This is a genomic window from Stenotrophomonas lactitubi (assembly GCF_002803515.1).
Lineage (GTDB): Bacteria > Pseudomonadota > Gammaproteobacteria > Xanthomonadales > Xanthomonadaceae > Stenotrophomonas > Stenotrophomonas lactitubi.
In genome coordinates this window covers 251,763-266,625 of record NZ_PHQX01000002.1, presented here as the reverse complement: position 1 = coordinate 266,625, position 14,863 = coordinate 251,763, and the positions used below count along the sequence as shown (strand labels likewise).

At 66.8% G+C, this 14,863-nt stretch carries 10 protein-coding genes and 1 riboswitch; of the genes, 9 read left to right on the top strand and 1 reads right to left on the bottom strand.

What is annotated here, in order from left to right:
* Positions 1-118 precede the first annotated feature (118 nt).
* Both CR156_RS20680 and CR156_RS20675 read left to right on the top strand, forming a co-directional pair.
* Positions 119-1,795 (top strand): electron transfer flavoprotein-ubiquinone oxidoreductase, encoded by a 1,677-nt coding sequence (locus CR156_RS20680; RefSeq protein ID WP_100554385.1) that lies wholly within the window; start codon positions 119-121, stop codon positions 1,793-1,795.
* A 65-nt stretch (positions 1,796-1,860) separates the two neighbouring features.
* Positions 1,861-2,262, top strand: coding sequence for a c-type cytochrome (locus CR156_RS20675; RefSeq protein ID WP_100554521.1), 402 nt, complete (start codon positions 1,861-1,863; stop codon positions 2,260-2,262).
* Here the strand turns inward: CR156_RS20675 and CR156_RS20670 are convergent.
* A complete protein-coding gene (locus CR156_RS20670; RefSeq protein WP_100554384.1) occupies positions 2,256-5,870 on the bottom strand; it encodes an ATP-binding protein in 3,615 nt (1,204 codons plus the stop codon). The two genes, CR156_RS20675 and CR156_RS20670, sit on opposite strands and share 7 nt — an antisense overlap.
* 75 nt (positions 5,871-5,945) lie before the next feature.
* Between CR156_RS20670 and CR156_RS20665 the strand changes: the two genes are divergently transcribed.
* The 7 genes from CR156_RS20665 (at position 5,946) to pnuC (ending at position 14,851) form a co-directional block, all read left to right on the top strand.
* Positions 5,946-6,584, top strand: coding sequence for a response regulator transcription factor (locus CR156_RS20665; RefSeq protein WP_100554383.1), 639 nt, complete (start codon positions 5,946-5,948; stop codon positions 6,582-6,584).
* A 204-nt stretch (positions 6,585-6,788) separates the two neighbouring features.
* Complete coding sequence (locus CR156_RS20660; protein WP_191078487.1) at positions 6,789-7,724, top strand: hypothetical protein; 936 nt, start codon at positions 6,789-6,791, stop codon at positions 7,722-7,724.
* A 107-nt stretch (positions 7,725-7,831) separates the two neighbouring features.
* Complete coding sequence (locus CR156_RS20655; protein ID WP_100554381.1) at positions 7,832-9,859, top strand: peptidoglycan-binding protein; 2,028 nt, start codon at positions 7,832-7,834, stop codon at positions 9,857-9,859.
* Positions 9,860-10,103: 244 nt separating this feature from the next.
* Positions 10,104-10,514, top strand: a complete 411-nt coding sequence (locus CR156_RS20650; RefSeq protein ID WP_059063181.1) for a glycine zipper 2TM domain-containing protein — start codon at positions 10,104-10,106, stop codon at positions 10,512-10,514.
* A gap of 129 nt (positions 10,515-10,643) precedes the next feature.
* Complete coding sequence (locus CR156_RS20645) at positions 10,644-11,771, top strand: phosphotransferase enzyme family protein (RefSeq protein WP_100554380.1); 1,128 nt, start codon at positions 10,644-10,646, stop codon at positions 11,769-11,771.
* A 155-nt stretch (positions 11,772-11,926) separates the two neighbouring features.
* Positions 11,927-12,022, top strand: a riboswitch (TPP riboswitch).
* 70 nt (positions 12,023-12,092) lie between these two features.
* On the top strand, positions 12,093-14,273 hold the full coding sequence (locus CR156_RS20640) for a TonB-dependent siderophore receptor (RefSeq protein ID WP_100554379.1): 2,181 nt from the start codon (positions 12,093-12,095) through the stop codon (positions 14,271-14,273).
* Positions 14,270-14,851 (top strand): nicotinamide riboside transporter PnuC, encoded by a 582-nt coding sequence (pnuC, locus tag CR156_RS20635; RefSeq protein ID WP_100554378.1) that lies wholly within the window; start codon positions 14,270-14,272, stop codon positions 14,849-14,851. Before CR156_RS20640 ends, pnuC begins: the two co-directional genes overlap by 4 nt.
* Positions 14,852-14,863: the final 12 nt, after the last annotated feature.

Below are 14,863 nucleotides of genomic sequence, written 5' to 3'. Positions count from 1 at the left end.
CGCGCAGCCCGGTACCCTGACAACATTCAAACAACCGTTTCGCCCGTGGCTGCACGCGCGATTCCCAGGCAACCGCCGGTGGCCCCGATGCCGGCACTACCCACGAGTCATGCAATCGATGAGTGCTGAAGCCAACGCCCTGCCCCCGCGTGAAGTCATGGAATTCGACGTGGTCATCGTCGGTGCCGGCCCGGCCGGCCTGGCAACCGCGATCCGTCTGCGCCAACGCGCGATCGAAGCCGGTCGTGAACTGTCGGTCTGTGTGCTGGAGAAGGGTTCCGAGCCTGGCGCGCACGTGCTGTCCGGTGCGGTGATGGACCCGCGCGCGCTGACCGAACTGTTCCCGGACTGGGCCGAGCGCGGCGCACCGCTGAAGCAGAAGGTCACCCGCGACGAGTTCCTGTTCCTCAGCGAGACCGGCGCGCGCACCACCCCGCACGCGCTGCTGCCCAAGTGCTTCCACAACGAAGGCAACTACATCATCAGCCTGGGCGAGGTCACCCGCTGGCTGGCGCAGCAGGCCGAAGCGCTGGAAGTGGCGATCTTCCCGGGCTTCGCCGCCGCCGAAGTGCTGTACGGCGATGATGGCGCAGTGATCGGCGTCGCCACCGGCGACATGGGCATCGAAAAGGACGGCAGCATCGGCCCGGCGTTCGAACGCGGCATGGCGCTGCAGGCGAAGTACACGATCTTCGCCGAAGGCGCGCGCGGCCACCTCGGCCGCCAGCTGATCAGCCGTTTCAAGCTGGACGAAGGCAAGGATCCGCAGGCCTACGGCATCGGCATCAAGGAACTGTGGCAGATCGACCCGGCCAAGCATGAGCCGGGCCTGGTGGTGCACGCTGCCGGCTGGCCGTTGGACACCGATACTTACGGCGGTGCGTTCCTGTACCACGCCGACGGCGGCAAGGTCGCCATCGGCTACGTGGTCGGCCTGGATTACAGAAACCCGTGGCTGAGCCCGTTCGAGGAGTTCCAGCGCTTCAAGACCCATCCGTCGATCCGCAAGCACCTGGAAGGTGGCACCCGCATCGGCTACGGCGCGCGTGCGATCACCGCCGGCGGGCTGATGTCGCTGCCGAAGACCGTGTTCCCCGGCGGTGCACTGGTCGGCTGCGAGGCCGGCTACCTCAACGTCAGCCGCATCAAGGGCAGCCACGCGGCGATCAAGACCGGCATGCTGTGCGCCGATGCCGCCTTCGACGCGCTGGTGTCCGATCGCCAGCACGACGAACTCAGCGCCTACCCGGCCGCCTTTGAAACCAGCTGGCTGCACGACGAACTGAAGCTGTCGAAGAACTTCAAGCAGTGGTTCAAGAAGGGCCAGACCGTGGCCACGCTGATGACCGGCATCGAGCAGTGGCTGCTGCCGAAGCTGGGCGTGCGCAATCCGCCGTGGACCCTGCGCCACAGCATTCCGGACCATGCCTGCCTGGAGCCGGCTTCGAAGCACGCGCGCATTGCCTATCCCAAGCCCGATGGCGTGCTGACCTTCGACCGCCTCAGCTCGGTGTTCCTCAGCAGCACCAACCACGACGAGAACCAGCCCAGCCACCTGACATTGAAGGATGCGAGCATCCCGGTGAAGGTGAATCTGGCCGAGTACGCTGGCCCGGAAGCACGCTACTGCCCGGCGGGTGTGTACGAATTCGTCGGCGACGGCAACGATGCGCGGCTGCAGATCAACGCGCAGAACTGCGTGCACTGCAAGACCTGCGACATCAAGGACCCGACCCAGAACATCGTCTGGGTGACCCCGCAGGGCGGCGGCGGACCGAACTACTCCGGCATGTGACCGGTGATGGGGCTGCGACCGCCGGTCGCAGCTCCACGTGGCGTGCGACCGTTATCCTGCCCGCCATGCGCGCCTTTCATCTGCTTCTTGTTGTTGCCATGACCCTGGCCGCCAGCGCGTGCCAGCGCCAACCGGCTGTGCCCAGCACGCCGGAACAGGCACGCCAGCAGGCGATGCAGCAGGCATTCGAACTGTGTGCCGGCTGCCACACCGTCAAGGCCGGCGGCATCCACCGCTTCGGACCCAACCTGCATGGGGTGATCGGCCGTCGTGCGGGCAGCCTGCCCGACTACGGATACTCGCAAGGCATGCGCCGCGCCGACTTCGTGTGGAGTGCGCAGACTCTGGACACCTTCCTGCAGTCGCCCACCCATCTGGTGCCCGGCACGCGCATGTACAACGCCTTCCCGAGCGCGGAGCGTCGCGCACTGGTGATCGCCTACCTGCAGGAATACGCGGCTCAGTGAGCCAGGTGCTGCAGCTGGTGCTGCAGATGCTCCACGAACTGTCCGGCATCAGCGATCGCCGCTGCGATCTCGGCATCACCTGCGGCCTGCAACCGTTCCACCAGCACGTTGGCGCGATCGGCCAGGCCCCGTGCACCCACCGCGCCCAGCGCACCGGCCTGCCGGTGCAGATGCAGCGCGGCCGTCACCCGGTCGCCTTCCTGCAGCGCGCGCTGCAGGGTCGCGATGTCCTCGTTGCTGGCCTTGATCATGCTGTCGTGCAGCTGCTGGGCGATCTCGCGCGAACCGAAGCGCCGCTGCAGGGTCGCCAGGTCGGGCAGGCCCTCGTCGCCATCGGGTTCATCGTCGCTGTCCACTGCAGTCTGGTCATCCTCCACACCGTCCGCGCGCGGCAGCCAGCGCAGCAGCGCCTGTCGCAGCGTCGCCAACGACAACGGTTTGGCCAGCACGTCATCCATGCCGGCTTCGCGGCAGCGGCGTGCGTCGTCGTCAAGCACGCTGGCGGTCAGCGCCAGTACCGGCATCCGCGGCTGGCCGTTGCGGCCCTCGCGCTCGCGCAGCAGGCGGGTGAAGCCGAATCCATCCAACACCGGCATGCGGCAATCGGTGATGACCAGATCGAAGGATTCCGATTCCTCCGCCAGCCGGTCCAGGGCCTGCTGCCCGTCATCGACCAGCACATGCGGCACACCCAGCTGCTGCAGGCGCCAGGCCATCATCGCCTGGTTGGTGGGATGGTCTTCAATGACCATCACCCGTGCCTGGCGCAGATCAGGGGGCAGCAACGCGATCTGCTGATGCTCGGCCTGCAGCGCCATCACATCCTCGCTGCGCGCCTCCACCAGCGACAGCAGCACTTCCACCCGCGTCCCTTCGCCCAGCGTGCTTTCCAGCTTCATTTCGCCGTCCATCTTCTGCACCAAGCGCCGGCAGATGCTCAGGCCCAGCCCGGCACCACCATGGTCGCGCTGGATGTACGCGCCGGCCTGGGTGAAGGGTTCGAACAGGGTCGGCAACTGCTCCGGCGCAATGCCGATGCCGGTATCGGTGACACTCAGGCGCAGCGGCTGGCTGCCATCCTCCGCAGTGGGTCCCAGCACCTCCAGCTGCAGCCGCACCGAGCCCTTCACGGTGAACTTGATGGCATTGCTGACCAGGTTGAACACGATCTGTCGAAAACGCACGCCATCCACTTCATGGGCCTGGGCCAGCTGTTCGTCGATGTCCAGCTGCAGGTCCAGGCCGCGCGCCGTGGCCTGCGGCAACAACAATCGATGCACCCCTTCCAGCAGGGGCCGCACCGGCAGCGGTACCGGCTCCAGTCGCAGCGCGCCCGCTTCCATCCGCGAATAGTCGAGGATGTCGTCCAGGATCTGCCGCAGCATCTGCGCCGAGTCTTCGATCACGCCGAGGATGCGTTGCTGTTCGGCGTCCAACGGCGAATGCGCCAGCACTTCCAGCATGCCCAGCACACCACTCATCGGCGTGCGGATTTCATGGCTCATGGTGGCCAGGAAGCGCGACTTCGCTGCCGCCGCCTGTTCGGCTTCGACCATCGCCGCCGCCAGCGCGTCGGCCTGCGCGCGCGCCTGGCTCACGTCCACCCAGTAACCACTCCAGGTCACCGCGCCCGCTTCGGTTGAATACGGATGGGCCTGGCTGCGCACCCAGCAGGGCACGCCTCCGTCACGATGGATACGGAACTCGAAGGAAAGCGGCGCGAAATTGCGCGCCGCCAGTTCCATCGCACGCAACACCTTTTCACGGTCATCGGCATCGATGCACGCCAGCAACGCCTGCCCATCCGCTTCCGCCTGCTGCCGGCTGATGCCGAACATCGACTGCACATCGCCGGCAATGAAGGGAAAGCTCAAGGTGCCGTCCGCTTCGCGGCGGGCCTGGTAGACGATGGCAGGCAGGTTGTCGGTCACCTCGGCCAGGCGCTGCTCCAGCTCACGGCGGCCGGCCACTTCGCGGCGCAACCGCCAGTGCCCCAACCCGTGCACCGCCACCGCGGTGGCCAGCACCAGCAGCAGGGGAAGGCCCCAACGCAGGAGCGTGCGCCAGTCCACCCCATCGCGATATTCCACCGCCAGCCAATCGCCGCGCAGGGCCTCGCGCTGGCGTGGCCCCATCTGCAGCAGCAGGCGGTCGAAGGTGGTGGCCAAGGCCGCATGGCGGCGCTCCACCGCCAGCGCCAGCTGGTCGTTGAACCCGGCTGGCGCAGCCAGTTGCAGGCGCCCCGGAAAGCGGTTGCGCAGCAGCTGGTCGACCAGCGCCAGGTTGCCAACGTAGGCATCGGCCTCGCCATCCGCAAGACGTTGCAGGGCCTGCTCGGCACTGCGCGCGGCGACGATCTTCACCGACGGCGCCTGCTGCTGCACGTAGCCGCGGATGCGCTCCGGATCGGACAGCAGCACGCGTTTGCCGTCCAGGTCCGACAAGCCCAGCATCGACGGACCATCCGTGCGGGTGACGATCACGTTGGGCACGGTGATGAAGGGCTGGCTGAACACCCATTCCGGCCCCAGATAGCGCGAATCGGAAGGAATGCCGATCACCGCCTGCAGTTCCCCGCGACGCGCCTTCTCGCGCACCTCGTACCAGTCATGGCTGTTTTCAACCCGCAGGTTGGCGCCGGCCTGCAGCAGGCGCTGCAGGTATTCATTGGTCAGGCCACTGGGCTTGCCATTCCTGTCGGCGAACGACAGCGGTGCGGCGTTGGGCGCAAAGCCGATCTTCAATGGCTGCTGCAGCACGCGTTTCTCGGCCTGGCTCAATGCCAGCTGCGCCGACGCCGACCACTGCGGCGGTGGCAGCCAGCGCTGCGCGAGGGTGTCGCGCTGAGCTTCGCTGACAGCGGCAAGCGCCAGATCCAGTGCTTCGGACAACGGTTGTTTGCTGTTGGGCACACCGAAATGCAACTGCTCGGGGGGCAGATCGCTGGGCCGCAGCAACACCACACCCTTCAACTTGGCGGCGGCGATCAGTTCCGTTGCCACGTAGGCATTACCGATGAAAATGTCGGCTTTGTCGTCTCTGACCATATTCAAGGCGGTCAGCGTGTTGTCTGCGACAAGTTGTCGTGCCCGTGGGAATCGCGCACGCACCTGCGGCCCGGTCATGAAGTCCTGCTCGACCACAACGCGCAGGCCATCCAGATCGGGTGCCTCCGAAGCACGCAGGTCCTGGGGACGCCCGACCATGGCCAGCGGTGCTTCGGCATAGGCGGCGGTGTAGACCATGCAACGGGTGCGCTCGGCGCTGAGCGCGATGTTCATTACCACGTCGATCTCGCCGCGACATGCCGCATCCAGCACCGAGGGCCAGTCTGCAAAGCGGCGCGTCTCCACCTTCAGTCCAAGCTGACGGGCCGAAAGCGTCAGGTAGTCCGGGCCGAGGCCCACCTGCTTCCCGTCCTGGATCGACTCAAAAGGGGGCCAGCCACTGTCATACTGTCCAACAACGACAACAGGGTGTGCGGCCAGGTATTCGCGCTGCAGGGGACTGAGCGGCAACGGTCCCGGCGCGGACGCGGACTGGGCCAGCGCCGGCAGAGCCAGCAGGGTCGTCAACAGGATCAGTCCACGAGCCGCCCAGCTGCGCATCTGCAACGATCTCCTGGAAGTCCTGCCAAGGACCGCGATAGTCGCGGTCCGGCGTGCCGGTGGCCATACTAGAGCATGACCTTGCGCATCATCATCGCAGACGATCACCCCGTGGTCCGCATCGGTACCCGCGCCGTCATCGAGTCCAGCGGCGTTGGCAAAGTCGTTGGCGAGGCCGACAACGCCCAGGCGCTGATGACCCTGCTGACCACCCAGCCCTGCGACCTGCTGGTCACCGACTATTCGATGCCCGGCAGCCCCCAGGCCGATGGCTTCGCCATGATCGGCATGATCCGCCGCCGCCATCCCGACCTGCCGGTGCTCATGCTCAGCGTTTCCAACAACCTGGCGATCCTGCGCATGGTGCTCGACAGCGGCGTGCTCGGCCTGGTCGACAAGAGTTCGTCGATGGATGAACTGCCGCAGGCGATCCAGGCGGTCTATCGCGGCCAGTCCTACATCAGCCGCAGCCTGCGTGAGCGGGTGGAGGAAGCCGGCAGCTGGCGCATGCGCGAGGGCGATGGCAAGCCGTTGTCACCGCGCGAAGTGGAGGTGCTGCGCCTGCTCGGCACCGGCATGACGGTGAAGGAAATCTCGCTGCAGCTGCACAAGAGCGTCAGCACCATCAGCCGTCAGAAGGGCGATGCCATGCTCAAGCTGGGGCTGAAGGGCGACGCGGAACTGTTCGACTACCTGCGCGACGGCAGGATCTGAGACACCGTTCACAGCTCTTTGGGGGAGCCTCCCCCCTGCCCCCTGTGATCATCGTCGCATCTGTGCCATCATCGGCCCTGATGGGTTTTCCTATGCGAGGTCGAAGGAATCGACCGGCTCATCACGACGTTCCCCCCTCACTTGGGGTGGGGCGTGTTCTGCGTTGGCCTTCCTGCCCGACGCCCGCAAACCATGGAGAGGTGCATGAAGATCCTTCCGGAATCCCGCTTGGCCCGTGTCCGCCCACGTCTGTGTGCGACGTTCGCCGGCCTGCTCGTAGCGTTGCTTGCCAGCGCCTGCACCCCCTCGACTTCGACCGCGTCACCACAGGGCGCCACCGCGCCACGACAGGATGTTGCCCCGATGCAGAGCTCCGCCACACCCGCCACCACGGCCACCGCCACGCCCCCCGATGCCGGCAGCGTGCTGTATTTCATCTACGACGTCGACGGCGATGGCGCCGTTTCGTATGAAGTAGCCAATGGCAGTGTCGCCACCTTCTGGTTCGGCCATGCCTTCGAAGTGGCCGGCACCCGCTATTACACCGGCTTTGCCTGGAACACGCCGCAGAAGTACGGCAAGCCCGGCGAGGACGACGTCGGTCCGGACAGCCAGGTCACGCTCACCGAGGCCACCTTCACCCTGACCGGCGACAAGCCGGATCGGCCGTGGGTGTTCAAGGGCGCCGAACCGTGGATCGGCACCGTCGGCGCCAACGGCACCGCGCCGGACATCGACAGCAAGCGCAAGCCGCTGGAGTACCGCACCCCGGCCGGCAAGCTGGTACTGGCGGTGCCGACCAGCACCTTCGCCACCGGCACCAGCATCGAAAGCTACGCCGTGCTGGTGTTCAACCCGGACTACGAGAAATCCGAAGACGGCCAGGTCTGGGCAAGCCTGGGCACGGTGATCACCGGCGAAGACAATTCGGCCGCCTGCGACGACGGTCAGGTGATGCCGTGCGTCAGCAACCAGGGCGTTCTGGCCTTCAACGCCGTCGCCGGCAGCGACCTGCCCACCATCAGTGTCACCGCCACCGGCACCACCATTTCCGGCCCGGGCCAGACCCGTGCGCTGGGTGCGGCCGATGCACGCCAGTACCACTACGACGCCGCCCGCAAGGCCTACGTCGAAAAGTAAGACGCAACACCCCGCAGCACCTGTTGACCGACATGTTGAAGACTCACGGATGAGTCCGGTTGGCGTATCGCGGCAAAGGCCGCACCATCAACCCCAGAGGAAGTGTCATGGCACAACGTGACTACAGCAGAAAGGAAGTTCTCGACATCATCGAGCAGGTTGCACAGCGCAAGGGCATCGCCAGCGAAGACTTCCTGCGCTTTGCCCACATCGAGACCGGTGGCCGCTTCAACGAACGCGCGCACAACGACAAGACCGATGCCAAGGGCCTGTTCCAGTTCCTGCCGTCGTCGGCCAAGCAGTACGGCCTGACCGGCCACGAGTACGACCCGACCCGCAACACCGAAGCGGCAGCGGAGATGTTCAAGCGCAACCTGGTGGACATGGAAAAGCGCCATGACCGCACCGGCCACCCGTACCTGTCCGGTGATGACAAGCCGAGCGGCCTGGACCTGTATCTGGCACACCAGCAGGGTGCGGCCGGCTACGGTTCGATCCAGACCGCGATCGCCACCGGCACGTTCGGCCTGGTGCGTGATGGCCACGGCGATCCGATCAACATGCGCCCGCGCATCATGGGCCAGATCGGTGGCGACGTGGAAGCGCTGACCGGGCACACGCGCACCGAGATGCGCACGATGAATGATCGTGACCTGGCCAGCACCTTCGCCCAGTACTACGACCGCAAGTACGACGCGATCAGCATCCCGGAAAAGAACATCGCACCGATCACCGAGGCCCAGGCACGTCCCGCACCGGTGCAGGCCGCACCGACGCAGACCGTGACCCCGGCCGCGCAGGCCGCTGTTGCGGCCGGTGCCGCGACCATCGCTGCCACCGCCACGGCTGCCGCAGCCAAGCCGGATGCACCCGGCATTTCGCTGGATGCGGCCTACAACGCCGGCGTGAAGTACGACAACGTCAAGTACGCGATCAACATCGAATCCAGCCAGTACTACCGTGGCAAGGGTGTCACCGGCAAGAACGTCGAGCAGGGCTACATCGACTGCTCCGGCTGGGTCGGCACGATGCTCAACAAGACCCAGGACGAGATCAACCAGAAGGCCGGCCACGCGGTGTTCGCCGACGCCGACAAGATCAAGCTGGGCTTCGCCGGCTCCGGCGGGATCGTGCACGAGGCCTACAAGGACTCGGGCGTGCTGCTCAAGCGCGACGACATCCTCAAGCCGGGTGCGCTGAAGGAAGGCATGGTGATCGGCCTGGATACGGCCAAGACCAAGCACGAGCACTGGAATGGCATCGACCACATCGTGATGGTGGTGCGTGACCCGAACACCGACAAGCTGCTGATCAGCCAGTCCACCGGCAAGCTGGGTGTGCACACGATGCCGGTGGAGGATTACCTCAAGCAGGTGAAGGACCACCCGAACTGGAAGCTGTTCGCCTCTGATCCGCTGCACCAGGCACGCGACCTGCTGGAGAACCGCAGCCAGACGCATGAGCAGGCGCAGGCCAAGAGCGCGTCCGAGCCGAAGCCGGCAGCGCCGGAAAAGCCGCAGACCAGCAACGAAGTACATAAGCAGGGTGCGCACGGCGAAGGTGTGCGCAGGGCGCAGGAACAGCTGGGCCACCTGGGATATGTGGGCGCCGACGGCAAACCGCTGGTCGAAGATGGAAAGTTCGGTCGCAACACCGAGGCTGCCGTGCGCCAGCTGCAGAAGGACAACGGTCTGGCAGTGGACGGCATCATCGGCCCGAAGACGCTGGATGCGATCAAGGACGCGCGCGAGCGTCCGCTGCTCAATGACGAGCGCCATCCGCAGAACCCGATGTACAACCAGGCCGTGAAGGGCATGGAAGGCCTGCCGGCAGGCACCTTCAAGGACCGCCATGCACTGGAGGCCGCCGCCGCTGCACTGACCAAGGAAGCGCAGGCCAGCGGCATGCAGCGCATCGATTCGGTGGTGCCCAGCACCAACGGCGAGCGCATGTTTGCCGTACAGGGCACCGCCGGCGACCCGGCCGCCTGCCGCGCGGCGGTGGAAACCCGCGCTGCCAGCGAGCAGAGCATGGCGCTCAGCAGTGGTGCGGTGCACGGTGCACCGAATGTCCTGCAGCAGCAGGACGCCCAGCAGGAGCAGGTGAAGCAGGCCCAGCGCGCCATGGGCCACTGAGCCAGGCAGGCGGAGACCAGGGGAAGGGCCGCGTACTGCGGCCCTTTTCCTTTCTGGCAGCTGAGCGGCCGCAGCGCTTTCAGCCTCGCTTCATGCCGCCTGACGCTAGATGAATGCGCAAGCCGCACGGGGATCGCGCGCAATGTTCCGGCAATGTCCGGGCACCAGCGTGGTCCCTACGGCAGCCGGGGCGCCCAGCGCCCTCCCTGCCCACCGTGGCATGCACCTCACAGGAGAACCCAACATGCTCAGCACTTCCGCACTCAGCTTCCGTGGTCTGGCGATGGCCCTGGCACTTCTTGCCGGCGTGGCCGTGGTCAGTGATGCCAGCGCGATGTCGAGGAAGGACAAGCGCACCGTGGTCGGTGCCGTGGTCGGCGGCGTGGCGGGTCACCTGATCTCCAACGGCGACCCGGCCGCCACCGTCGGCGGCGCGGTTGCCGGCGGCGCCATCGGCAACCTGACCACCTCCGACCGCCATGATCGCCGCTACGACGGGCGCTATGACCGCCGTTACGACCGTGGCTACGACCGCCGTTATGACCGGGGCTACAACCGCGGCTATGGCTACGACCGCCGCGATGACCGTCGCTGGCAGCGCGAGCGCCATGACAACCGTTACTACCACGACCGCGGCCGCCATCGCGGCTGGTAAGCGCGCCGGCCACAGGCCGCACATGATGTCCCTGACGGGCGGGTCGATGACCCGCCCGTTTGCGTCTGTGGCGTCCATGGCGTTGAATGCGCAGCCTTGGATGTTCCTTTACTCACCAGCGGCCGTGGCATGACTTCTTCCCCCCATCGCGTGCAGGGCCTCAACAACGACGAGGTCGCCGCCGACTGGCCAGCGATCGACGCGCAGGAGATCACCTGGCTGCATGGCCACTTTCCGCAGCTGGGCGCGGACAGCACGCTGCGCTGGCACAGCCCGCGTCCGTTGTCGGCCGCGGCCATCGTCGACGGCACGGGCGGTCCGCTCTTCATCAAGCGCCACCATCACAGTGTGCGCAGCGCTGGAAGCCTGGAGGAAGAACACCGTTTCATCGCACATCTGGCGACTGCCGGCATGCCGGTGGTGCAGGTGCTGGCCAGCAACGATGGCCGCACCGCACTCGAACACGACCAGTGGACCTACGAACTGCATGCGGTGGGCACCGGCAAGGACCTGTATCGCGAACTGCCTTCGTGGTCGCCGTTGACCGACGTCGCCCAGGCCCGCGAGGCAGGGCGCATGCTGGCCACGCTGCACCGCGCCGCGGCCAGCTACCACGCCCCGCAACGCAGTACCCATCTGCTGGTGGCACGCGACGACCTGATCCGCGCCGATGACCCGATCGCCGCGCTGAAGGCCGACCTCGGCAACCGCCCCGGGTTGGCCCGCTACCTGGCGCGCATTCCCTGGGAAGAACAGCTGCACCGCGACGTCCTGCCCTGGCACCACGGCCTGGCCGCGCGCCTGCAGGACGAACCACGGCTGTGGGCGCACAACGACTGGCACGTCTCCAACCTGCTGTGGAACGACGACGGCACGATTGCCACGGTGCTCGATTTCGGTCTGGCCTCGCCGACCAGCGCGCTGTTCGACCTGGCCACCGCGATCGAACGCAACGCGGTGGCCTGGCTGCAGCTGGAGCGCGGCACCGACGCGGTACGCATCGATATCGCCCTGGCCCTGCTGGACGGCTACCGGCAGGAATTGCCGCTGTCGCCCACGCGCGTGCACCTGCTGGCCGACCTGCTGCCGATGGTGCATTTCGACTTCGCTCTGTCCGAAGTGGAGTACTTCGAGGGCGTCACCGGCTCCACCGCGAATGCCGACGTCGCCTGGCAGCCGTTCATGCTCGGGCATCCGGCCTGGTTCGCCACGGCCCCCGGCCAGGCCCTGCTGGCGGCCCTGCACGCCGCCGCGTAAGCCGCGAGCCACCCAACACGCTGGGTACCCGGTAGATCGACGCCATGCGTCGATGATGCGCTCGGCCGGGGTCAGATCCCTTTCCGCTGGAAAGGGATCTGACCGCGGCTGAAGGGAGGTAGCTCGCAAATCCGTACCATTTGTAGTGAAATGGTCACCTGAAGCGGGGGTGCCTGGATCTGCCAGGCTGAGAGAGTCCCTTGGAACCTGATCCGGTTTGCACCGGCGTAGGGAGCTTTGAGCCGCAGCCACACCCCCGTCATGGGCCGGTGCACCTGCGCGCCGTCGCTTCGTCTCCCTTGTTGTCTGAAGACGAATCGAATGAACCGCTGCCTGCGCCCCACCCTGCTCGCCCTTGCCCTCTGCGCTGCCCTGCCGCTGTACGCCAGCGAGGCAGGCGCCGACGCCGTTGATGCTCCGCCGTCCTCGCCCACCGAACTGGCGGCAGTGCGCGTGCAGGCCGGCAAACCGAAGGCCGATACCTCGCGCGTCAACGCATTCGGCGGCGGCTCCTGGAAGGACACGCCCGCCTCGGTCAACGTGCTGGAGCGCGACTACCTCGACCGTCGCCAGGTACGTTCGCTGTCCGAGCTGGCCAGCAATGACGCCTCACTGGGCGATGCCTATGCGCCGGTGGGCTACTACCAGAGCATCGCCATCCGCGGCTTCGCGCTGGATGCGGCCACCGGCTACCGCTTCAACGGCATGTCCATCGCCGGCGAACAGCGCCTGGCGCTGGAGAACATCCAGGAAGTGCAGATCCTGAAGGGCGAAGCCGGCTTGGCGGCTGGCGTGATGGCGCCCGGCGGCATCATCAACTACGTGGGCAAGCGCCCGGCCGAAGTACGCACGGTCACCCTGGGCACCGATTCGGAGGGCTCGCGCTATGCCGCCGTGGATGTCGGCCACTGGCTGACCCCGCGCTTCGGCGTCCGTTTCAATGCCGCCTGGGATGCCAGTGATTCCTACGTCGAGCATGCCGACGGTCGCCGCAACTTCTATTCGCTGGCCACCGACTGGCTGATCGGCGAACACGGCAAGCTGGAAGTGGATGCCAACTACCAGACCAGCTCGCAGCGCTCGGTGTCCGGCTTCCAGCTGCTGGGCGCGCGCGAGCTGCCGCGCGGCGTCGACCGCGAGCGCCTGCTCGGCTACCAGCCGTGGCAGCGGCCGGTGGACATCGCCAGCACCAACATCACCGCCCTGCACACCTACGACTTCAACGACGCCTGGCAGTCGCGGCTGTCGATCGGTCACAGCCGCTCGGTGATCGATGACAACGTCGCCTTCGCCTACGGCTGCTACTACACCGCAGGGTGCGCAGACGGCAGCGTGCCGGGCAACTATTTCGCCCCCAACGGCGACTACGACATCTACGACTACCGCAGCCCGGATGACACCCGCCGTAACCAGCAGGCGCGTGCCGAACTGCGCGGCAGCTTCGACACCGGCAGCGTCGGCCACCAGCTGAGCATCGGCGCCGACTACTTCCGCCGCACCGTCGACAAGCGCCCGAGCGTCAACGAGTACGTCGGCACCAGCAACATCCACGATGCGCAGGTGCCGGTGTTCGAGCCCTCGCCGAAGATGCCGGGTGCATCGGCACGGCGCCTGGACAGCCGCCAGACCGCGTTCTTCGCGCTGGACCGGATGAGCTTCGGCGATGACTGGCAGTGGCTGGCGGGCGGCCGCTTCGTGCGCCTCGACGAGCGCGCCTACGACAAGCGCGGCACGCCGCAGCGCCACAGCCGCCTGTCGCGCTTCCTGCCGCAGACCGCGCTGGTGTGGAAGGCCACCGACCAGCTCAACGCCTACGCCAGCTACGTGCGCGGCATTTCGCTGGGCCAGGAAGCACCGTTCTGGACGTCCAACGCCGATACCTTCCTGCCGTCGATGCAGTCACGGCAGCTGGAAGTGGGTGTGAAGTACGTGCCGGTGGACGCCCTCACCCTGGGCGCCGCGGTGTTCCGCACTACCCAGCCCTACCAGTACGCAAAGCCGGACGGCAGTGATGCCGGCTACACCTTCGTCGAAGAAGGCAAGCAGACCCATACCGGCCTGGAACTGACCGCCAACGGCCAGCTGACCGACGCCCTGCAGATCGTCGCCAGCGCCAGCGTGCTGCAGGCGCGCGCACGCGACAGCGGTACTCCGGCCTACGAAGGCCATCAGCTGGTGAACGTGCCGAAGGTGCGCGCCAGCGTGCATCTGGCCTATGCACTGCCGTTCGCCGAGGGCTTGGACGTGACCGGTGGTTGGCGCTATGCCGCCGCCAACGTCGCCCGCGCCGATGGCGGTGTACGCGCACCGGACTACTCGGTGTTCGACGCTGGCCTGCGCTTCCAGCACCGCCTGCACGAGCGTGCCGTGACCTGGAACCTGTCGGTGGACAACCTGTTCAACCGCTTCTACTGGCGCGACACCGGCAGCAGCGGCGGTGACTACTACCTGTTCCCGGGCGCACCGCGACAGGCACGCCTGTCGGTGACGTTCGCGCTGTGAGCGGCGTCGCGCTCGAGTGGACTGCAGCCCTCTTCAGCATCCTCGGGGTGTGGCTGATGGCGAAGCGACGGCTGGCCGCGTGGCCGGTCGGCCTGCTGTCGGTCGCGCTGTACGGCGCGGTGTTCGCCGAGGCCAAGCTGTACTCGGACACGCTGCTGCAGGTCGCCTTCGGTGGTTTCCTGGTCTACGGCTGGATCAACTGGCGCCAGCACGCGGCCGATGAGGGCAGCATCCGCATCGTGCCGCTGGCGCGCGGCACGCTGCTGCGCGACCTCGCCATCGGCCTGTGCGCCGGCGTCGCGCTTGGCGCCGGCATGCACACCTTCACCGATGCGGCGCTGCCATGGCTGGACGCGATGCTGACCGCGTTGAGCCTGGTCGGGCAGTGGTGGCAGGCACGCCGACACGCCGCCTGCTGGTGGGTGTGGATCGTGGTGGACGTGGTCTACGTGGGCGCGTACCTGTTCAAGTCGCTGCACGTGACTGCTGCGTTGTACGTGTTCTTCCTGGGCCTGGCATTGTTCGGGCTGCGGGCGTGGCGTGCAGCCGCACGTGAACCGCAGCTGGCAACGCGGTAGAGCCACGCCATG